Genomic DNA, 20,076 nt, shown 5'->3' with positions numbered 1-20,076 from the left:
AGGCGATGACGGTATTGGGTTCGAGCGTGCAGAAGCCATGCGCAAAGCCCGGCGGCACCCAGAGCTGCTGACCGTTGTCGGCGGAGAGTTCCACCTTCACATGCTGGCCGTAGGTCGGCGAGCCCCGGCGAATGTCGACGGCCACATCCAGGATTGCGCCGACGAGGCAACGGACGAGCTTGCCCTGCGCCCTCGGGTTCAACTGGAAGTGCAGGCCGCGCACCGTGCCGACCTCGGCCGACATCGACTGGTTGTCCTGAACAAAATGAACAGGACCAAAAGCCGCCGAGAACAGATCCTCGCGAAACGTCTCGACAAAATAACCACGCGCGTCGCCATGGCGACGGGGAACAACAAGAAACAGACCATCTAAAGAGGAGCGTTCGAACTGCATATGTCCCCCATTTACTAAACGAGAATACTCAAAAGTAGCTACAAAAACAAACCGAGATAAACAAAATTCTTCGGCTGTTTGATTTAATTTATATCTATTCTAATCCTCCACTATTATATCCATGCGCCTCTCACGTAAAGCGAAAACTGCTAGCACTCGAGGTATAACTGCCTCAAAACGGCACTCTGGGCAACAGCCAGCATTTCGTGCGTATCTCGAGTCTCCGGACATCGCCCCCAGTCAAAAATGCCGCCGCCCTTTCTCATGACGTCAGCGCCCTTCAAGAGAAGGACTATCTTGCTGGCCAATCTGCGAGGCGAACGCATGCTTTCGGTATATACAGTTGCCGTAGTTGCGATCGGACTTCACATAACCCATCGAGAAAGGAATGTTAAACTCCTTCTACCAGTTGCTAACGAGACTAAAAGTCTCTCTATCATGCAGACTTGCCATGGTTACGGCGGCGCCTGGACTTCTGATTCCTTGGAGTAGCGGGAAAGCTCATATGTCGGGACTTAGTGATCTCGATCACCATGTACTCTAAACGAATACCTTGTTGGATTACGCTACGCTCGCAACGGTCAAAAACTCAAAACCATCATGAAGCAGGTACTCGCTTCTGACATAGTGCGCTTAAGCAGATAGCTATGAAAAACACAGTTTCAAATAACCTTCGCTCGGCAGAGCCTATACCCAGACGTCGGCTAGGACAAGAAGCTCTTTCCCGTCGAAAAGGTTGAGAAGTTGTTTTCATTCCTTACTGAAGGATACTCTTTATAATGAGACAATGCACAATATAAATTCTCTAAAGCCTACACACCGCCCACCGTGTGACCGTGCTTCCTTCGAATTAATCGCTTAGGTATATACTTAATTGGCTGCCCGTATTCGCCAAACAACACATCTCTGTAGGCATCCACTATCCTGTAATCGAAATTCAGATACTTCACCCTCCGCCGAGCCGCAGCAGCTACCTCGTCATTAAACGCGTCCGCGTTCCGATCAATAAGCTCCTGATATGCATACTCATACGGATACTTTCTTGACACGCGCTCCATACCTAAAGTTATCTCATGATGCATAATGTACGTCTCAAGGCCAAGCCGCAAAAACTCTCCCCACTCAGAAGAAAGGCGTAGCCATGTATCCCAATCCTGTAGCCTCCTAACCGTTTCTCCAAATCCTCCAATTCCTTTCAAACGAGAAGTTCGCGTAAATACCTGGCTTCCAGCGTTATTAATCTTGTACAGATCATTGACTCCGAACACTTCATCTCCCGCACCATATTCAGCCCACGTCTTACCGTCGCATATATTTCTTATATTTGAGCATATAAATGAGTAATTTTCTCGCCACTCATTTAAAAAAACCTCTATTCGATCATCAGTAAATTCATCATCATCATCTAGACCGGTTATGAAATCACCATTTGCTTGAAAAATAGCGGCGTTTCTTGCAACACATGCGCCTCTACTGTACTCCGACCGTATCAATTTTATACGTCGATCAGCTTGGGCAAGAGTTGCAACAATTTGGGGGGTTTCATCAACGGAACCGTCGTCAGAGATAATTATCTCAATGTTATCAATGCCTTGCCTCTGGACCGACTGAATCGCCCGCTTAAGCAAAGGCCCTCTATTTTTGGTCGTAATATAAACACTAACAAGTTCGCTCATTGCTCAAACCTCAATCCATTTTTCCATACATCATAATGCACATAAAAGTTTCTTGCTCTTGTTCCAAACCACCGGGGAAGCCCTTCTACTAGAAAATCTTCCTTTCTTACATAACCATTAGCGCGCACTCTACTTGCCCTAATAGATGTAAACGCAATATTAACGCGGCTTCGCTCAAGGACAAAAAGAAGATGCCGCTCGGAGTGAAAAGAACACTTCTTACTTCTCAAGAAATCCTCAATTGCATCAAATCTTCCCGCGTATACTTTCGCGGCGTCTCTCCCAGAACACAATGAGAAGCGATCATTGACACCGCCGTGAGACTGCCAACCCGGTACAACAACGCTTCCGCTAGACCGCCCTTGAGGGAGAATACAATCAAACATCGACATTATGTCGTCGTGATACAACAAGTCCGGCCTAACAAACACATAGTAATCATAATCGCAACTCCCGCACAAGCCAAAAACTGTTCTCAATGAGTACAACTGATGGGTGACATTTCTTAGGGAGGCAAAATCATCATTCCAACAATCGCCATACGGTGAAGATAGTTCGAATCTCTCCATAACAGTTCTGCTTCCTGGGTCCTCCAACCTAAGATCTTTAAAATCAATCAGATTCACCTCTGTTTGATCGGCAATGTCATTTTCTTTACTTCTAGCATTCACTACTCTATTTATATTATAGAAATGACCATATACATCGACGCTAAATCTATTTCTTAGGGGGTTTATAATTCTCTTAGTAATACTACTTTCTGTAAATCTCAACGAACGTGTTATCCCAAAGAAACAAATCGCCACTCTTTTCATGAGTAGTATCTCCATAGTATATGAGATGTACACTTATATTTCGCCAGAAATATCAGCGGTATGTATAAAATACTTACCGTTTTGTTCACCGATACCTCATATATGCAGCGAGCTTTAGGGTGCCTACGCAGTTTGCATGCCACTTATCGTCGCACATTGCGATGCCCAGGAGCCCTCTAAACCTGTGTAGACAACTCTGGACAGCCCTACTATCCTAGCGTGTGCATGGCATCGCTGTCGTGGCCGCAACGTAGCCGTCGATCAGGCAGAAGTAGGCGCCGCGGCCTTCGGTGTCGACAGGTGTTTGCCCCCCGCTATCGAGCCCCACGGGGAGCGCTCTGTTTCGCCAACTTACTCCATAGTGATCGCGTGATATTGGACATGGTCAAAGGTCGACGGATCATGATGACATCGCCATCACAATGCTCGAAGATCGCTTCGAAAGGCCGACTCAACGCACCAACGTTCTGGCATGGAACGAAGCGGTCGTAACAGATGGATAGGCAGCAATGGCCTTCGGGCTGACCATTATGTGTCCTCTTAGGCTTCATCCCGTGCAATACTGGCATTGGGAGGAGTTGGCATGATGCCCCGGAGCAAGTGGCGCGTCAGCGCCTGAGCGTTCTGGAACTGGCCGAGCAACCGGGTAACGCGGCCAAGGCCCGCCGTAACTGTGGCATGGATTGGACGAGCTTCTAAGAGTGGAAGCGAAAGTTCCAGCTCGAAGGTCTCGCTGGCCTGAAAGACCTGCAGCCGATCCACAAGTTGCCCCCGAAGACGACGCCGGTTGGCGTGAGCGAGCGCATCCTAGCCTGGCGCTCGATCATCCCGCCTATAGCTGCAATCGTATCGAGGCGATGCTGATGCTGATACTGAAGGCAAACGGGTCTCGGCAATCACCATCCAGATGATCCTCAACGACCATAGTCTCGGCACACGTTACGACCGTTGGCTGGCGCTGGAGAACCGCAAGGCCGAGACCCCGATCGAAACTACCGCCGAGCAGGTCGCCTTCATCGAGAAGCTCAGTCCGGCGCTCTGCGAACGCCACGTCAAGAGCGCCATGCCCAGCGAATTACTGTGTCAGGACACGCTATTCGTCGGCAACCTGAAGGGTTGACGGCCGGTCTATCTCCACGCCGTGGTCGACGCCTACGGGCTCCTACGCCTTCGGAGTTCTGCCCGCCTCCAAGCAGCCCGAGGCGGTGGCGCTGTGGTGCACAACGACATATTGCCACTCTACGAGCGCATCGGGCTCAAGGTCGGCGCCATCCTGACCGACAACGGCCGCGAGTTCTGCGGCACAGACACGCGCACCCGTTCGAACTCGATCTCGCTCTGGCCGGCATCGAGCATCGCAAGACCCCGGGTCCGCACGCCCCGCACCAATGGCTTCGTCGAACACTTCAACGGCACAGTGCTGGACCTGTCCTTCCGACTGAAGATATGCGAGACCTTTCACGCCAGCGTCGAAGCCCTACAGGAAGACCTCGACGCCTGGCTCGTCCATTACAACACCGAAAGGCCCCATCTCGGATATCGAAACATGGGCAGAAGATCCTGGGAAACAGTCAGTAAGTTTATCAACCAGGAATCTTAAGAGGACACATGATATGTTCTGTCCCGAAGCGCCGAAAAGTGCCACTTAGTGCACAGAAAACTATCAACATGGAGCACGCCGCTAGATTTTCTGATAGGCCATGAACAAGATCGACCGTTTGAATTCCAACGGAGTTCATATCGACGGCATGCTATCGGCAATGTCGGGCACCTTGAGTCGCGTAAATTGCAAGCGGGCTTATGAGCCTACAGCCTACCAGGTGGCGACGGCAGGAGCGTTATACCAGTTCCGTTAGGGCCTGACCTTTCTGATGTAGGGATAGTCGGTGAGCGAAGCGATGCGCCCCGTTTCCGTCTTTAGGTCGTTCCAAGCCTTTGCGCAGGCTTCGACGATGGCATGCTGGTCGTTGAAGATGCGGTGGGAAAGGAAGCGCTCCTTGAGGTAGAACCAGAGGCGTTCGACGGGTTGAGCTCGAAGGAGTAGGCCGGCAGATGAACGAGGCTGAGGTTGTCTGGTGGTTTGAGTCGCCCGGTGACGTGCCATCCGTCCTTGTCGAGTACCAGCACGACATGGACATCGGTGGGCAGGCTTTGTGCGAAGGTATCGAAGTCGAGGCGCATCATCTCGGTATCGGCTCTGGGTAGGATCAGAGCGAAGGCGTCATCGGTGCCGGGATGGATGGCGCCGTAGATGTAGACAGATTTGAAGCGCTTGTCGGTGCGCATGACCGGTAGGATGCCCTTCTCGAACCAGACATGGGCGTTGCGTCCTTTCCGTCCGACACGGGCTTCGTCCTGGAGCCAGAGCTGAATCTGTTTGCCTTCGTGCAGCTTGGCGATGCGCTTCACAGCTTTGGCGAGCCCCCTTTTTGAACGCCTTCTGGGCGGCAGCATCGGCCTGAGGTGACGCGGCCGGCTCTTCTGCCAGCTAAGGTCGAGACCCTTCAGATGATCGAACATGCCGCTGACCGAGTAGGTCACGCCGAAGCGCTCCTCGCAGAGGCGACAGATGTCGGTGAGGCGCTAGGCAGAAACGCCGTCCCGATCCGGACCGGGACCGCGCAGGACCATGGTCCGCAAGGCCGCCTGCTGGCCTTCGTCCAAAAGCGGCTTCGGACCAGAGCGCTTGCGATCGCAAAGGCCGGCGATCCCTTCAGCGTTGAAGCGGATCACCCAGCCGCTCTCGCCGCCTCGGCACGGCTCATGCCGTCAAGGGCGTTGGCGATTGCCAGAAGCCGAGCTGCAACCCTGCCATCCCATTCAAGTCGCGCCCGCCGACGCAGCGTCTCCACGCTGATATCCGTCCGAATGATCAGTTTGCTCGGCATCATCAATCCTCCCCCAACGAGGAGGGAATCAGAGACAAACTGATTTGCATAGACCGTGAGTCAGCATCTGACGAAACCGGTATTATATGCAAACGGGCCGATCAGTGGATTCGTTGCGGAGGCGAACGCAAGAAGAACGCACGATTCTGTCACCTACACGTTTTCTTATTTAGCCTAAGCGATCACAGCAAAAAAGTCCTTCGCCTATTTGATGACATTCAGTACCCCTCGCCCCCGCCCGCAAAGAACACGAATACCTTTTAAGCGTTAGTTTTGTGTATTTCGATCCGGTTCGCTCGCATTTCTGTTAATAACTCATCTTTGCAAGCATTTTCAGCACCAAAAACTGGACATAATTTCTTACTGCCCCGATTTCTTTTGCCTGTTCATACGCTGACCATGTCCTTCTTATGCTTTTCTTCATCTCACCTTTAGACACCAATTTCCTGTATACGCCCGGGCCATCCGCCCCAATAACATTACCGGTGTGTTGTCTATAATTAACGGTTATCTTATCGAGAAACGTAACATCTCCACCATTTTTCAAAACACATAATGAAATCCAATGATCGTGCATGTTTGCACTGCTATGGAAAGGAATGCTCACTTCAATAGCAGCTCGATTCAATATCATTGCGCACCCGGTGACGCAATTTCTAACGCTCATCATCTTCAAAGATCGTGAAAGTCTTGGCTTTGTTCTCCTAAACTTAACTAACGACGCGTACATCTCGTTTAATTCTTTATCAACGACAGTACAATCAGAGAATACCAAGCGCGGCCTGCCATCTATATCCTGCGACTCGATTTCTTCGACCAAGTTCAGCACATGATCTTCGCGCCACACGTCGTCTTGATCGCTAAAGCATACGTATTTCGCACTCGATAGTTTTGCCAGATGCTCAAAATTCTTGGAGGCAGATCGAAAAACCTCTCCATCAGAGATAACAGTTATTCTATCATCTCGTTTTGAGAAACTCGAAACAATCTCCAGCGTCGAGTCCGACGATCCATCATCGTGAATAATAAGTGCCCAGTTCCTATATGATTGCTTAATAATTGATTCAATCTGTTCAGATAGATAATTCTCGCCATTGTAGGTTGCCATCAATATCTCAACTTTTTCCATTTTCTGCCTCTATATATGGAATATATTTGAATAGTATCTAGTGGAGGAGGAATGGCAAGTGGTCCGACCTTCGTGCTGCCGCTTACTCACTGTGTTCTACTCGAACTAGCCGGGGACTACGATGAATCTGATTGTGGGGGCACAGACCTAGGAACATCAAGATGTGATACTTAACATCCACCAGACCAAAACCGGCGCCTGTTGGCGCTGTATATCTCGGTGTGCAGCAAATCTTTAATATTACCCAGTCCGCGCTCACCCGCCAGTCACCCCAGTAGAGGGGTAATCTTGGTGTAACGACACCCGGAAACCTCTCAGATGCATCGAGGATGCTCAACACGGTCTGTAGATACGTATGTCAAACTCCACCACACCGCCTCTCCGAGAAACCTAACCAGCAATCAGTCGGTTCCCGTATCAACAACACTGCCAGAAATACGATTAAGCTCCGTACCCTCCAAATATACCCAATACAACTGCCATTGAAACCGTAGGGACACCCGTACTCCAGAGAAATCGAGCTGCACTACACTTCAGACATTTGTTGTATAGAATATAATAGTTGATAAAGTACCCAACAATAAATGAAACAGATGTCGCCCAAGCTATCGCCTCTACTTTTCCAAACATAACGCCAATGGCCAACGCACCGGCCATGCAGAAGCAGTTAAGCACCCCACTCAGCAAAAGAAGATCATTCCTATTCATTGCCTGATAAACGCTTCCGCTAGTAGCTGATATTATTTGCAACGGCAACGATAGAGTTAATATTTTTAGTATGCTTGATGATCTCTCCCAATTCTCTCCGAAAATAGCTGGAATGGCAATAGGAGACAGAATGAATATCACGACAGATAGAGGAATTGACATGAGTAGCGATATAATCGCCAATTTCTCAATGAGTCGTGATACCTCTATACCTGAAAGATTTTTGCTCACTAGCGCGCCTAGGAGTGTTGGTCCGATTGCATATGATAATAGAGTGATCGGGTATCTCATTAGTTGATACGCTTTATCATAGACGCCTAACTGCCGAGACCCAAAGAACTGAGCTATCACAAAATTATCGGCGTTCCTCGTTATGTATATCATGATATTAAACAATACTTGGAATTTACCCTGCTGCCTTAACTTCATAGATGCCGATATATCTCCAGAGAAAATTATCTCCCCAGATCTTCGTAACCAGTAAACGCCAACAACAAACGAGACCACCACAGATGTTAATAGTTTCACCCCAAGTATATCCGCCCCACTCAATATATGAAAACGATAAAACGATAATGAAACTAGTCCACCAATGAGCTCGGACAGAAATCCGGCTATTGCAAATATAAAAAATTTCTGTCTTTTTTGTATAATAGACTGCGGAACTGTAGTCATACATGATATTATAGCGGCGGTCGATACTATCGCGACGAGGTTTGTGCTCCAATTTAACACTTTCGCTTGGCTCAGAGCAGCCACCGCGGCCACTATTATGATTGAATTCATGAAACCAAGTAAAGCAGTTGCTTTAAATATGCCCCCGGCGTCCTCTGGTGACAAATCGCGCCTTGAGATAATAATAGGCGTAATTCCAGACTCTGTTACCTGTTGCATGAATCCATATATTAAAAGTACCGACACCATCAAACCGAAATCGTCTGGCGTCAGAATTCTAGATAGAATAATATTATTTACTAGTGAAGCTATATACACAACGTATCTTGATGACGCTCCACGTATTAATAGCGATAGAAACTCTCTAATCATAAATTTACCTACAGAAAAATGTGTATAAATTGAATTGCAGCCTCAGATAACCATTGCGGCTCCAGGCAATGCGGTTGTCCTAACGAGTTATCCGGTTCTGAGTTCGCTTTTGGCGCCAGTTTCGACCTTACGGGCAGTGATGCCGAGCGCAGGCGCGGGATGGTTTTGCTTGGCGGAGCACTTGAGCCAAGCGGGATGGGAAGATTGCTGCAAACAGGCCGGGGTGCGTCATCCGATCCGGGATTGCGGACGATCTGTGTTGTAGTCTACCCTCGAGTTCGACAATACGGCCGTTGCCTAGGTGATTGAGGCGAACGGCGTCTCGTTGAGCAACTCATCGCGCAGACGGCCGTTGAAGCGTCAATGACGCCGTTTTGCGTCGCCTTGCCCAGAGCGAGCAGCGTGGTGTTATTCGACTCCCGCATTCTGCTAGTGCATTGACGCAGATGGTAGATTCACGTCGCGCGTGAGATGTGTGAGTCTGTGGTCATGGCCCAGACCGTCAGCATCATCCTGAACAGCGCCGATCGCGATCGCCTCGATCAGATCGTCGGTGACCGCAACTGCCCCCTCAAACATGTGCAACGCGCCAAGATCGTGCTTCTATCCGGCGATCGTTTGCCGGTGCTCGAAGTGGCGCGACGTGCTGGCGTCAGCCGGCCGGCCGTCTGGCGATGGCAGCAGCGCTTCGCCGAAGAAGGTGTCGACGGCCTTCTTCGAGACAAGACCCGCAAGCCTGGCACACCGCCCCTTCCGACACCCGTCGTCTCGCGGATCGTCGCCCTGACCTGCTCCGAGCCACCCGGGGCAGTAACCCATTGGACCGGCCGAGCGATGGCCAAGGCCTTCGGTATCTCGCTGCGATCTATCCAGCGCACTTGGGAGATCCATCGCCTCCAGCCTCATCGGCCGCGGACCTTCAAGAGGTCCAACGATCCGGCGTTTGCCGCCAAGGTCGAGGATATCGTGGCCTCTACATGGAGCCGCCAGCTCATGCCGTCGTCGTCTCGATCGACGGAAAGAGCCAGATCCAGGCCCTCGACCGAACTCAACCCGGTGCCGCTGAAGCCCGGCAAGTGCGGCACCATGACGCACGACTACAAGCGTAACGGCACTACTACCCGGGTCGCCGCCCTCGATGTCCTCCACGGCATCGTCGTCGGCCGCTGCATGCCCAAGCATCGGCATCAGGAGTTCATCAAATTCCTCAACGCCGTCGAGCGTGTCGTGCCGGCCGGCAAGATCGTCAACGCCATCCTCGACAACTACGCCACCCACAAGCACCCGAAGGTCCTGGAGTGGCTCGCCGATCATCCGCGCCGGGTGTTTCATTTCACGCCGACCTCGGGATCGTGGCTCAACGCCGTCGAGAACTTCTTCTCGGTTCTCACCCGCAAAGCCATACGCCGCAGAGCCTTTACCTCCGTCGCCGATCTTCAGGACACCATTCGCGTCTACATTCGCAAACAGAATTCCGACCCAAAGCCTTTCGTCTGGACAAAGCCAGCCGAAACCATCCTCGCAAAACTCAGACGATTGCCTGAACCTGCTGACTGAGTCAGTGCACTAGGTGAGGATGTTGCTGTTAAGCCCGACGCCGTTGCCAGAGGCGACCGTCATTGAAAGGGCGGGCTCGGCGATCTCCCAATCGAGCTCGCGAACCTCACAGCGGCGTGTCTGCCAACAACGCCCGGCGTTCTCGTGTGCAGACGCCGATCACTTTGAGTGATGCCGAAGCGCCATGTGAGCTGATGCAAAACAAAGTCGACTCCAGTGCTTGGTGGAGCCAGCGAGAGCAACAACAATTTTAATCGGTAGAAAACCGCGAATGACTTAACGCATTGATAGGCCGGTCTTGCTTTGACTATTTATCGTCGAACACCTCTTATTGCGTTCTGAACAACCATACACCAAACAACAAACCAGAACTATCTGCCAGAGCGACCAGAAATGGTATCCCTCAAATGAAAATGAAGCCGCTTGGAAGGCGACAACAGTTGACACGACCAATATTTCCTCACATCTCCTGACAGAGACACTTAATACTCTATGGATCGCTATGCAAAAGGCAACTACCAGTAAGTAATAAGGAACAAATCCGATTTCGCATATCGTTCTCGCGTACCAGCTATACACTGGAGAGAAAGCTTGACCACGAGCTCCTGTGAGAAATAGCTCAATTTCTTGACTCTGAATTAGTCTAGACGCAAAATTGGCAGCGACTTGAATATTGGCTTGCCCAAATCCGAATCCAAATGGATATGTAAATCCTAATTGACTTGCCGAAGCGGCCTGTAACGTTCGGGTAAGATTTGATAGGCTCTCGGATTCTAAATTGTAGGCTTGCGCCAAGAACGGGAATAATGGCCCCAGCACAAGAACAAATCCGATTGATAACGTTATCAGCCGCTTTCTTAATGAGTCTCTATTTACTACAAATAGAATTGATGCAAGCGTAGCAAGCGCGAGATACATCATTGCGGTGCGAGATCCGGACACTCCAAGTATAACTAATAGTATAGCATTCCTTATATTTATAACACTCTTTCCGTACGACAAGTCAGAATACAGAAGCGCCGGGATACACGATATTAAAGTTATGGTGTAGAAAGACGTCTCGTAATCTAGCCCAGCTACTCTGAATGGTTCAACCTCCGGTCGAGTTGAATACAACGTTCGAATCGACACGAGAATTGACTTTACCGGCTCATTGTACCAAGAAAATATTTCAAGTAATGCAACGAGTATTAGTATCCATGACAAAAGAATGAATGGATACGTATATTTCTCTATAGGCTCTTGATAACTCTCTAACATATGCGCGACAAAAATGAAAAATATCATCATGTATACAAGCACGAACGCTGACCTAAAGAACAACTCCCAACCTGTCATTCCCATACCAAACGTATTATTTATGCTTTCATAATTAATTAACGACGACGAGACAATAACTAGAACTATTATAACAGATATAAAGATGTACTTCTTAGTGAAAATACCTAGCACTCGTGGATATAACGTCCATTCGATGATTGCGGATATTATAAATGCAACTGATATGTAGAAAAATAGTCTCCCACCCAACTCTCCGGCAGGAATTACATTTCCTACGCCACCTACAGATTGGGATATAGTGCTTATTATGAACAGAAAGTAGGACATTTTCTTCCAATGCGGGTTACATCCAGAGCCTTTGGGTACTTCTAAGTCAAATTCCGTCGATCGCGAGTCCGCCCACTGGCGCATATCAGAACATGAAGACCGCTATACTCGCCTACTTTGGAGTCGATTTTTACGTACTTTTCTAGTCTCCATGCCGCCGAGGGTCGATCACATTTACACGCTCAAAGCTGATGTAACAAAACGATTTCCTGCTTATGCGTCCTCCCTTCGTCTGATGACAGCGAAGGAAGCTTGCATTAAAGCCAAGGGCTACCTAAGCCTCGCGGCTAAAGTCTTCTCTTAAGCTTCTTAGTCGCTAAGTTGCCTAAGATTTTTCTAAATGGAAGGTTCATGTTCCAGTACTCGAGGTGAGGCCGTTCGGCATTATGGTGGACGAGCTAGTGCATTGACGCAGATGGTAGATTCACGTCGCGCGTGAGATGTGTGAGTCTGTGGTCATGGCCCAGACCGTCAGCATCATCCTGAACAGCGCCGATCGCGATCGCCTCGATCAGATCGTCGGTGACCGCAACTGCCCCCTCAAACATGTGCAACGCGCCAAGATCGTGCTTCTATCCGGCGATCGTTTGCCGGTGCTCGAAGTGGCGCGACGTGCTGGCGTCAGCCGGCCGGCCGTCTGGCGATGGCAGCAGCGCTTCGCCGAAGAAGGTGTCGACGGCCTTCTTCGAGACAAGACCCGCAAGCCTGGCACACCGCCCCTTCCGACACCCGTCGTCTCGCGGATCGTCGCCCTGACCTGCTCCGAGCCACCCGGGGCAGTAACCCATTGGACCGGCCGAGCGATGGCCAAGGCCTTCGGTATCTCGCTGCGATCTATCCAGCGCACTTGGGAGATCCATCGCCTCCAGCCTCATCGGCCGCGGACCTTCAAGAGGTCCAACGATCCGGCGTTTGCCGCCAAGGTCGAGGATATCGTGGCCTCTACATGGAGCCGCCAGCTCATGCCGTCGTCGTCTCGATCGACGGAAAGAGCCAGATCCAGGCCCTCGACCGAACTCAACCCGGTGCCGCTGAAGCCCGGCAAGTGCGGCACCATGACGCACGACTACAAGCGTAACGGCACTACTACCCGGGTCGCCGCCCTCGATGTCCTCCACGGCATCGTCGTCGGCCGCTGCATGCCCAAGCATCGGCATCAGGAGTTCATCAAATTCCTCAACGCCGTCGAGCGTGTCGTGCCGGCCGGCAAGATCGTCAACGCCATCCTCGACAACTACGCCACCCACAAGCACCCGAAGGTCCTGGAGTGGCTCGCCGATCATCCGCGCCGGGTGTTTCATTTCACGCCGACCTCGGGATCGTGGCTCAACGCCGTCGAGAACTTCTTCTCGGTTCTCACCCGCAAAGCCATACGCCGCAGAGCCTTTACCTCCGTCGCCGATCTTCAGGACACCATTCGCGTCTACATTCGCAAACAGAATTCCGACCCAAAGCCTTTCGTCTGGACAAAGCCAGCCGAAACCATCCTCGCAAAACTCAGACGATTGCCTGAACCTGCTGACTGAGTCAGTGCACTAGGTGACACGCAGAAAGTATAAGGGGTATGACTCAAAGGTGTGTCGACCAAGGCGCGGAGCTAGACGTTTCCGACTCCTTTAGGTTGCTGCTGAACAGCGCGCCCTAGCACAGCGCCTGACAACGCCGAGTGTGTCGCTTAACAAAGGCAACCCGCTCGGCACAGTGTCCGATCGGTGTCTTGGCCTTGCGGGTCCCCGACGCCGGCCACCGGCCAGATCCCGCGGTTGTTGAGGATCTTCTAGATTGTGACCGACGAGGCCCGCTTGCTCCCATCACCAGCAGCGCCTCTATGCGACTGTGGCCACATAGGCGGGACCGTCGAGGCGCCAGAGCGAGGACTTACTCGCTGGCCTTAGGACCGACCACAGGTCCTTCGGGTCGGCCAGTTCCTCAAGCAGGAATCGGCGCCCCAGTAGAAGCTAGCAAAGTCTATGCTGCGGCCTACCCAGCCGTATTACCCAGTTGCTCGGCCCGTTTCCGAAACACTCAAGCACTTGCTCGCCGCCCTGTCGTTGGGATTTTTTCCACTTGCTCCCGATACCAGCATCACAAAGTAGAGCCCGCAAGGTCAAACCTCACATTTTTAAACTGAAACTCTTCTTATCTATTGCATAGGCAGAGAACTGATCCGGGAGACACTTTCTGTCCGCTTTGCCAACCCAAACTGTAACGCTAACTAGGCTCATAGATGGAATGTCATCAAAATGATCGGTTATAATTGCGCACTCATCTTTGTTAACACACCGATCAGCCATATCTCTCATTATTGAATTTCTCTTGTTAACACCAATGTTCTCGACCCACTCTCCCCCTGCTGGATCGACACAAAAAGTTGACAAACAGCCGTCGAAACCAAGTCGATCCGCAAGTACTTCCGAATAGTTAGACGGCGCAGCCGTCGCCAGTATAACGGCAGAACCTTTCTTCCTCATAAGATTTATAAAACCCAAAACATCTTTATTTAAGTACCTGAACAAAACAATTGCAAAGCGAACGTCATCATTTCTCCTACATTCCTCCTTATTTGACGTCACTATTTTTAGGACCTCCCTCTTCATATCCCAATGTGTTATGTTTCCAATCAGTCGCTTTAGGCAGATTAATATTATTCTAAATTTGGTTGAGTATTTAACTCCGCCGATCATTATTGTGAATATAAGCCATCGATGAAAAGAGTTACACGTGACCAAAGTGCCATCAAGATCGACATATATAGTTTTTATCCTGTCGAGGGTCTCCGTAGAGGCTACAGACATTTTCTTACTCCTACAGGCAAATTTCCCCATAAATTTTTCTGAAATAGAAAATATCTACCCGCGATTCTAGGTCAAAATTCTCCGAAGAGTGCTCTAGTGTCAATTATCGATAATATAATTTTCTCTCGAAGAAACCATAATAAAACATACCATATGATAATAGTTATATCTGCTTTGTCGATCGCGCGCCTTAAAAAACCCCTACATATGCGTTTCTTCTCCGGCATCACACATGACTAGATCCTGCCCCTCTTTCATGCTTAGAGTCCATAGACCATGGAAATTTTACCAAAGTATCTTTGTATATGTGATAATCTACTTTAACTATCGGATTCTTAAACGTGATCGTGATAGCACATGTTTGTATTTCTGAGTTTGGATAACGTTGTTTTACGAAGCTAATAACGTCTAGAAGCGTACTTCCGCTATCGACAGCATCGTCTATGATTAGAATCATCGACTCTTCGTTTACAGAACCAGATATATCATTGACAATTTCCACGTTGGATATTCGAGGTCGTCTGTTCTTTCTTTCATAGAAAAACTGCCTGGCATGATGTTCCACAACTCTCAACAGGTTATGAGCTACATCTGGCATGATTCCGATCATTCGACTGAATATCGAGTATTTCTGTTTTGTTTTCGTTCCTTTTCTCTGCCTCTTCACAACAAAATTTGGCATACCGGGATTATAGAACTCTACGAACTTCTCCCCAACGAAACGACCGCCCGTTTCTACGCTCACAACCAGATCTACGGTTCTATTTTTACTTTTTACTAAAAGACATAACTTCCGACATGCGTCGTCGAAATCTTGCTCTCTCCTAAGATCAACTACCCTCATCACACAACCACCCTATTTCCGAATGACAGCCACGAGAATAGCGAACAGCATTCTTAATCTTAATATTAACTTAGTTATACTTCCGTTATTTGACTTATCTCCCGTTGGAGATAAGTTATCTCCATGCCTTCTATAGAAAAGGCAGGTTTGTTTTCTATGATAAGGAACGAACATCAACTCAGCTATTAAGCCGATATACCAATCGTGCCATACAACCCCGGGCGGAAACGGCAGAGAAACCTTCAGTACATCGCGTCTAAACGCCATACAACAACCGACATATCCATTCTTTATGTAATTCTTTATAAATCCTGGACCTGTTCTATTTACTTCAAAAAGACTCCGACCTGTTTTTGTTAGATTCTCATTGGTGATCTCAGCATCCAATAGAGCCAAATCATACCGGGATAGAGCCGCCCGAAATAAATCCATACGGCCATTGACCCAAACATCGTCCTGATCGACTAACAAGAAATATGACGCTCCAGAATCATAGGCGGCTTGCAAAACGCGCTCGAAATTACGGACAACACCACCCGCACGTTCTGTTGAAACAACCCGCAGCTTCCCACCGTAACTCGACAATATATCTTTTGTTGAATCTTTTGATCCGTCGTCTGAAACAAATAAAACATCGGAAGAAGTTAATTGACAAAGTATTGAGTCTATCTGATCTCGCAGATATTTTTCTCCGTTGTATGTCGCTAAACATATCGCGTACTCAAATGACGATTTCAGCACTGCGCACTCCGTATATTGGAATATCTATTAGTATACGATGGATAGTATATTCAATTTATTCTAATTTAAAATTAGAGCAGCATTTTATGTATAGTTGGTGCATCTAAACTACGTTTGCGAACGTCCGACGCTCACATAGCTGAAGCCGTGCTTCTCGACTTCCTCGGGTCGGTAGATGTTCCTGAGATCGACCAGCACAGGCGCCTTCATCACCGCCTTGAGGCGGGGGAAGTCGAGCGCCCGGAACTCGTTCCACTCGGTGACGATGCAGAGCGCGTCGGCGCCCTTGGCCGCCTCGTAGGCGCTGCCGACATAGGCGATGCCCTCGATCAGCTTCTTGGCGTTGTCCATGCCCTCGGGGTCGAAGCCGCGTACCTTGGCGCCGGCATCCTGCAAGGCCTGGATGATGGAGATCGCCGGGCTGTCGCGCATGTCGTCGGTCATCGGCTTGAAGGTGAGGCCTAGCACGGCCACCGTCTTGCCGCGCACGTCGCCGCCGACTGCCTGGACCACCTTGCGCGCCATCGCCCGCTTGCGCGTGTCGTTGACGGCCACGGTGGTCTCGATGAGCCGGATCGGGCTGTCGTAATCCTGGGCGGTCTTGACCAGCGCCAGAGTGTCCTTGGGGAAGCACGAGCCACCGTAGCCAGGGCCGGCGTGCAGGAACTTGCCACCGATGCGGCCGTCAAGGCCAATGCCGCGTGCTACCTGCTGCACGTCGGCGCCAACCTTCTCGCAGAGATCGGCGATCTCGTTGATGAAGGTGATCTTCATGGCCAGGAAGGCGTTGCCGGCGTACTTGATCAGTTCGGAGGTGCGACGCTTGGTGAACAGCAGCGGCGCCTGATTGAGGTAGAGCGGCCGGTAGACCTCGGTCATCACCTCGCGAGCGCGTTCGTCCTCGTAGCCGATGACGATGCGGTCGGGCCGCTTGAAGTCGTCGATGGCGGCGCCTTCGCGCAGGAACTCGGGATTGGAGACGACGGCGACGTCGGCGTTGGGGTTGGTCTCGCGGATGATGCGCTCGACCTCGTCACCAGTGCCGACCGGCACGGTCGACTTGGTAACGACAACGGTGAAGCCCTTGACCGCCGCGGCGATCTCGCGGGCCGCCGCATAGACATAGGAGAGATCGGCATGGCCGTCACCGCGACGCGACGGCGTTCCGACGGCGATGAACACCACATCGGCGTCTGCCACCGGGCCGGCGAGATCGGTGGTGAAGGTCAGCCGGCCAGACTTGACGTTGGCAGCGACCAGGGCGTCGAGACCGGGCTCGTAGATCGGGATCTCGCCGCGCTCCAGCGCCTCGATCTTCTCCACCGCCTTGTCCATGCAGACGACGTCATGGCCGAAATCGGCAAAGCACGTTCCCGATACAAGACCAACGTAGCCAGATCCTATCATCACGATCTTCATCAATATACTTTCTTGGAAATATTAGTTGAACCTACCACCGCTTTCGGCGCTCCAACGCATCAAAGCAGTTTCAATAGCGTTTGGGTATTCTCGCCCTTGAGACGTCAACCATCCCGGATAAATGTCAGTAGAGCGCACCAGCTTCATGACGCGATCGGGGTGAATTCCGATGTGAAAGGCATCCAACACTTTAAGCAGTCGAGCACCTGCAAGTACCAACGCTTTTGGGACCATGAAGGTGCGCGCTTTGGGAAAATGACCGCTTATCATTGCCGAAATGATTTGTTCGAGCGTGTAGCGCTGGGGATAGGCACCGTTGAATAGAATAAACGGTTCCGCCTTATTTCGTGCGAATTCGATCGCGTCGAGGAGGTCTTCAACGTAGATGCAGGCCTTAATCGTATCTTTGCGGCCCGGATAAATGAAGAAGCCCTTCTTGAGCAGTGTCGCAAGCCTTGTGAAATTGCCGCCCTCGCCTCCCCCAAAGACGACTGCCGGGCGGACGATGGTCAACTTTCGACCTGATGAAGATTCAAACCATTGGCGATGAATGCGCTCGGAGATGAGCTTCGAGTATCCGTAGGCTGATTCAGGCGCCGGAGGTGTTTGCTCTGTCTTCATCTCCTCACTCGGTCCATAGACAGAGATTGAACTCGTGAAGACGATCTCGCTAACGCCATTCCTGGCAGCGAAATCTGTAATTGAAAGCGCGCCCAAGATATTCGTCTCGTAGTACTCGTGAATGGGATGGCCGGGCGTTGTGTGAATGGCCGCAAAATTGTAAATTCGGCTAATCGCTCCATCGACCCAAAAGCCAGAAAGATCGCGGACGTCGGCAATCCGGTAGTCCACGCCAGGCAGCGTTTCTCGTTGCGGCTTAATGTCTACCGAGATGACCTCAACACCTTCGGCGACCAAGCGTCGCGTGAGATGCGTTCCGATAAAACCGGAGCCGCCGAAAACAATAACTTTTTCAGCCAATGAAATCTCCCTGCCGCCATCAGCCCTTGTAATTTTCGAACAGGCTTCCAAGGCGGCTCAAATTTGCTTCAAACGTTCGATAAAGCCACTTACCGGACACATAACGTCCGGGCAAAAGCTACCGCACTCCGGGTGAAACCACTTCACCTGGACCCAAATCACTGCCGCACACGAACAGTCGCAGGATCGATCTCCCACGCCTCGATCGGAGGCTATCTACGCGTCAACCAAACAACGATCAGGCCACTTTCAGAACCATGTCGCGAGACACGCCCGCCCGCACCTGACCACCCATCAAACTCATCAACAACACCAGCCGGCCACGCCCATCAAGGCGCTCGATCACCCCAAGCTCGTCGGCAAACGGTCCAGCCCTGAGGCGCACTATCATTCCAGGCTGCAACGGATCGATGAACTCAAGAATACCGTCGGCGTTGGTCGAGGCGACCAGGGTCTCGATAACGCCTGGCTTGATCGCCAGAGGCGCGTCGCCGTTGGCCACCAAGGACCGGACACCCAGCGTTCCGTTGATGGACCGCCAGCGCGCCCGCATCGGATCCAACCGCACGAAAACATAGCCGCGAAAAACTGGAGCCGTCGTCGCAACCGTCTTGCGCGCGTGGCGGCGCACCACTTTTTCAAGGGGAGAGAATGTATGAAAGCCTTGGCGACGAAGGTTATCGACCGCGATCCCCTCTCGCTGCGGCTGGGTCATAGCTGCGAACCAACGCTCGCTCTCCATGGGCCCATCAAAAGCAGACCCAGATACGTCTGTAGCCCCTTGGGACAACGAACTTTCCATAAGGCCCCTTTTCGCGATCACTGCGCGCCGTTTGATCCCAAATGACCCCAGGGAGGGCCATTACGACCACTACAGAAAACTAAAGCAATTATCGCGCCATCTTATCGCGAACATAATTTTCGAGATCGGGAGCAGAAACCAGGCCAAAAACGAACAAAAAAAGCAAATCTTGGAGCGACGCCAATTTCATTTTGAAAATACTGCAACAAATCCCCCAATTTATTGCCTCAATACATAAACCCAAACAACAGATATCAAACAAAAGCGGCCTAGCTCGACCTCTCTACGACTAATAGCTAATGGTACTTTCAATTACGGCACAGTGTCAACTGCAACCGATCAATCTATCCATGATGCAGCAAACCGGTCACGGTTCAGCGGCGGGGCAGGTGCCCAAGGTTCAGAAGGTATCTTCCATATTCGCTTTTACCGAGCTTCTTTCCGAGTGTTTCCAGTTGGTTGCGATCGATGAAGCCGTTACGGAAGGCGATCTCCTCGGGGCAGGCGATCTTGATGCCTTGGCGGCGTTGCAGGGTGCCGACGAAGTCGCCGGCTTCGAGCAGGCTGTCGGGGGTGCCGGTGTCGAGCCAAGCATAGCCGCGGCCCATCAGTTCGACGTTGAGCTTGCCACGCTCGAGATAGGCCCTGTTGACGTCGGTGATCTCGAGCTCT

The 20,076-nt window shown here is 51.0% G+C and carries 16 protein-coding genes and 1 pseudogene; 3 read left to right on the top strand and 14 right to left on the bottom strand.

The features are described from left to right. From rfbC to QQZ18_RS06945, 3 genes are all read right to left on the bottom strand, one after another. A partial coding sequence (rfbC, locus tag QQZ18_RS06955) for a dTDP-4-dehydrorhamnose 3,5-epimerase (protein WP_284539427.1) occupies positions 1-394 on the bottom strand: 394 nt, incomplete at its 3' end. A gap of 812 nt (positions 395-1,206) precedes the next feature. After that, a complete protein-coding gene (locus QQZ18_RS06950) occupies positions 1,207-2,070 on the bottom strand; it encodes a glycosyltransferase (RefSeq protein ID WP_284539425.1) in 864 nt (287 codons plus the stop codon). After that, a complete protein-coding gene (locus tag QQZ18_RS06945) occupies positions 2,067-2,885 on the bottom strand; it encodes a hypothetical protein (protein ID WP_284539422.1) in 819 nt (272 codons plus the stop codon). The genes QQZ18_RS06950 and QQZ18_RS06945 overlap by 4 nt, the downstream gene beginning before the upstream one ends. Positions 2,886-3,434: 549 nt before the next feature. Here QQZ18_RS06945 and QQZ18_RS06940 point away from each other — a divergent pair. Then, a pseudogene (locus QQZ18_RS06940) lies at positions 3,435-4,485 on the top strand (integrase core domain-containing protein). Between the two features lie 317 nt (positions 4,486-4,802). Here the strand turns inward: QQZ18_RS06940 and QQZ18_RS06935 are convergent. From QQZ18_RS06935 to QQZ18_RS06920, 4 genes are all read right to left on the bottom strand, one after another. Then, positions 4,803-5,456, bottom strand: coding sequence for an IS630 family transposase (locus QQZ18_RS06935; protein ID WP_284539429.1), 654 nt, complete (start codon positions 5,454-5,456; stop codon positions 4,803-4,805). A gap of 158 nt (positions 5,457-5,614) precedes the next feature. Then, entirely contained in the window at positions 5,615-5,776 is a 162-nt protein-coding gene (locus QQZ18_RS06930) for a hypothetical protein (RefSeq protein WP_284539420.1), read from the bottom strand. 304 nt (positions 5,777-6,080) lie between these two features. After that, positions 6,081-6,902 (bottom strand): glycosyltransferase family 2 protein, encoded by an 822-nt coding sequence (locus QQZ18_RS06925; protein WP_284539419.1) that lies wholly within the window; start codon positions 6,900-6,902, stop codon positions 6,081-6,083. A 441-nt stretch (positions 6,903-7,343) separates the two neighbouring features. Next, positions 7,344-8,657, bottom strand: coding sequence for an oligosaccharide flippase family protein (locus QQZ18_RS06920; protein WP_284539417.1), 1,314 nt, complete (start codon positions 8,655-8,657; stop codon positions 7,344-7,346). Between the two features lie 489 nt (positions 8,658-9,146). Between QQZ18_RS06920 and QQZ18_RS06915 the strand changes: the two genes are divergently transcribed. Together QQZ18_RS06915 and QQZ18_RS06910 are read left to right on the top strand one after the other, a co-directional pair. Continuing rightward, positions 9,147-10,214, top strand: a complete 1,068-nt coding sequence (locus QQZ18_RS06915) for an IS630 family transposase (protein WP_284539414.1) — start codon at positions 9,147-9,149, stop codon at positions 10,212-10,214. A gap of 2,066 nt (positions 10,215-12,280) precedes the next feature. Beyond that, on the top strand, positions 12,281-13,348 hold the full coding sequence (locus QQZ18_RS06910; protein WP_284539414.1) for an IS630 family transposase: 1,068 nt from the start codon (positions 12,281-12,283) through the stop codon (positions 13,346-13,348). A 588-nt stretch (positions 13,349-13,936) separates the two neighbouring features. On the opposite strand, the gene QQZ18_RS06905 is transcribed toward QQZ18_RS06910, so the two are convergent. The 7 genes from QQZ18_RS06905 to QQZ18_RS06880 form a co-directional block, all read right to left on the bottom strand. Beyond that, positions 13,937-14,617 (bottom strand): HAD family hydrolase, encoded by a 681-nt coding sequence (locus QQZ18_RS06905; protein ID WP_284539413.1) that lies wholly within the window; start codon positions 14,615-14,617, stop codon positions 13,937-13,939. A gap of 226 nt (positions 14,618-14,843) precedes the next feature. Next, positions 14,844-15,461: a phosphoribosyltransferase family protein gene (locus QQZ18_RS23760; RefSeq protein WP_446728617.1), complete on the bottom strand. Its 618-nt coding sequence runs from the start codon at positions 15,459-15,461 to the stop codon at positions 14,844-14,846. Positions 15,462-15,473: 12 nt separating this feature from the next. Continuing rightward, complete coding sequence (locus QQZ18_RS06900; RefSeq protein ID WP_284539411.1) at positions 15,474-16,202, bottom strand: glycosyltransferase; 729 nt, start codon at positions 16,200-16,202, stop codon at positions 15,474-15,476. Positions 16,203-16,310: 108 nt separating this feature from the next. Beyond that, on the bottom strand, positions 16,311-17,621 hold the full coding sequence (locus QQZ18_RS06895) for a UDP-glucose dehydrogenase family protein (RefSeq protein ID WP_284539408.1): 1,311 nt from the start codon (positions 17,619-17,621) through the stop codon (positions 16,311-16,313). A gap of 21 nt (positions 17,622-17,642) precedes the next feature. Then, entirely contained in the window at positions 17,643-18,602 is a 960-nt protein-coding gene (locus QQZ18_RS06890; protein ID WP_284539406.1) for an NAD-dependent epimerase/dehydratase family protein, read from the bottom strand. Positions 18,603-18,840: 238 nt separating this feature from the next. Next, on the bottom strand, positions 18,841-19,344 hold the full coding sequence (nusG, locus tag QQZ18_RS06885; RefSeq protein ID WP_284539404.1) for a transcription termination/antitermination protein NusG: 504 nt from the start codon (positions 19,342-19,344) through the stop codon (positions 18,841-18,843). 434 nt (positions 19,345-19,778) lie between these two features. Beyond that, the coding region (locus tag QQZ18_RS06880) for a sugar phosphate nucleotidyltransferase (RefSeq protein WP_284539402.1) at positions 19,779-20,076 on the bottom strand (298 nt) is incomplete at its 5' end.

The sequence above is a fragment of the Pleomorphomonas sp. T1.2MG-36 genome (genome assembly GCF_950100655.1).
Lineage (GTDB): Bacteria > Pseudomonadota > Alphaproteobacteria > Rhizobiales > Pleomorphomonadaceae > Pleomorphomonas.
This window is presented reverse-complemented; position numbering and strand designations above follow the sequence as displayed.

What these genes read in the sequence shown, in the direction of transcription:
- QQZ18_RS06950 (WP_284539425.1), bottom strand. Translation starts at nt 2,070, where the DNA reads ATGAGCGAACTTGTTAGTGTTTATATTACGACCAAAAATAGAGGGCCT.
- QQZ18_RS06945 (WP_284539422.1), bottom strand. Translation starts at nt 2,885, where the DNA reads ATGAAAAGAGTGGCGATTTGTTTCTTTGGGATAACACGTTCGTTGAGA.
- QQZ18_RS06930 (WP_284539420.1), bottom strand. Translation starts at nt 5,776, where the DNA reads ATGATGCCGAGCAAACTGATCATTCGGACGGATATCAGCGTGGAGACG.
- QQZ18_RS06925 (WP_284539419.1), bottom strand. Translation starts at nt 6,902, where the DNA reads ATGGAAAAAGTTGAGATATTGATGGCAACCTACAATGGCGAGAATTAT.
- QQZ18_RS06920 (WP_284539417.1), bottom strand. Translation starts at nt 8,657, where the DNA reads ATGATTAGAGAGTTTCTATCGCTATTAATACGTGGAGCGTCATCAAGA.
- QQZ18_RS06915 (WP_284539414.1), top strand. Translation starts at nt 9,147, where the DNA reads ATGGCCCAGACCGTCAGCATCATCCTGAACAGCGCCGATCGCGATCGC.
- QQZ18_RS06910 (WP_284539414.1), top strand. Translation starts at nt 12,281, where the DNA reads ATGGCCCAGACCGTCAGCATCATCCTGAACAGCGCCGATCGCGATCGC.
- QQZ18_RS06905 (WP_284539413.1), bottom strand. Translation starts at nt 14,617, where the DNA reads ATGTCTGTAGCCTCTACGGAGACCCTCGACAGGATAAAAACTATATAT.
- QQZ18_RS23760 (WP_446728617.1), bottom strand. Translation starts at nt 15,461, where the DNA reads ATGAGGGTAGTTGATCTTAGGAGAGAGCAAGATTTCGACGACGCATGT.
- QQZ18_RS06895 (WP_284539408.1), bottom strand. Translation starts at nt 17,621, where the DNA reads ATGAAGATCGTGATGATAGGATCTGGCTACGTTGGTCTTGTATCGGGA.
- nusG (WP_284539404.1), bottom strand. Translation starts at nt 19,344, where the DNA reads ATGGAGAGCGAGCGTTGGTTCGCAGCTATGACCCAGCCGCAGCGAGAG.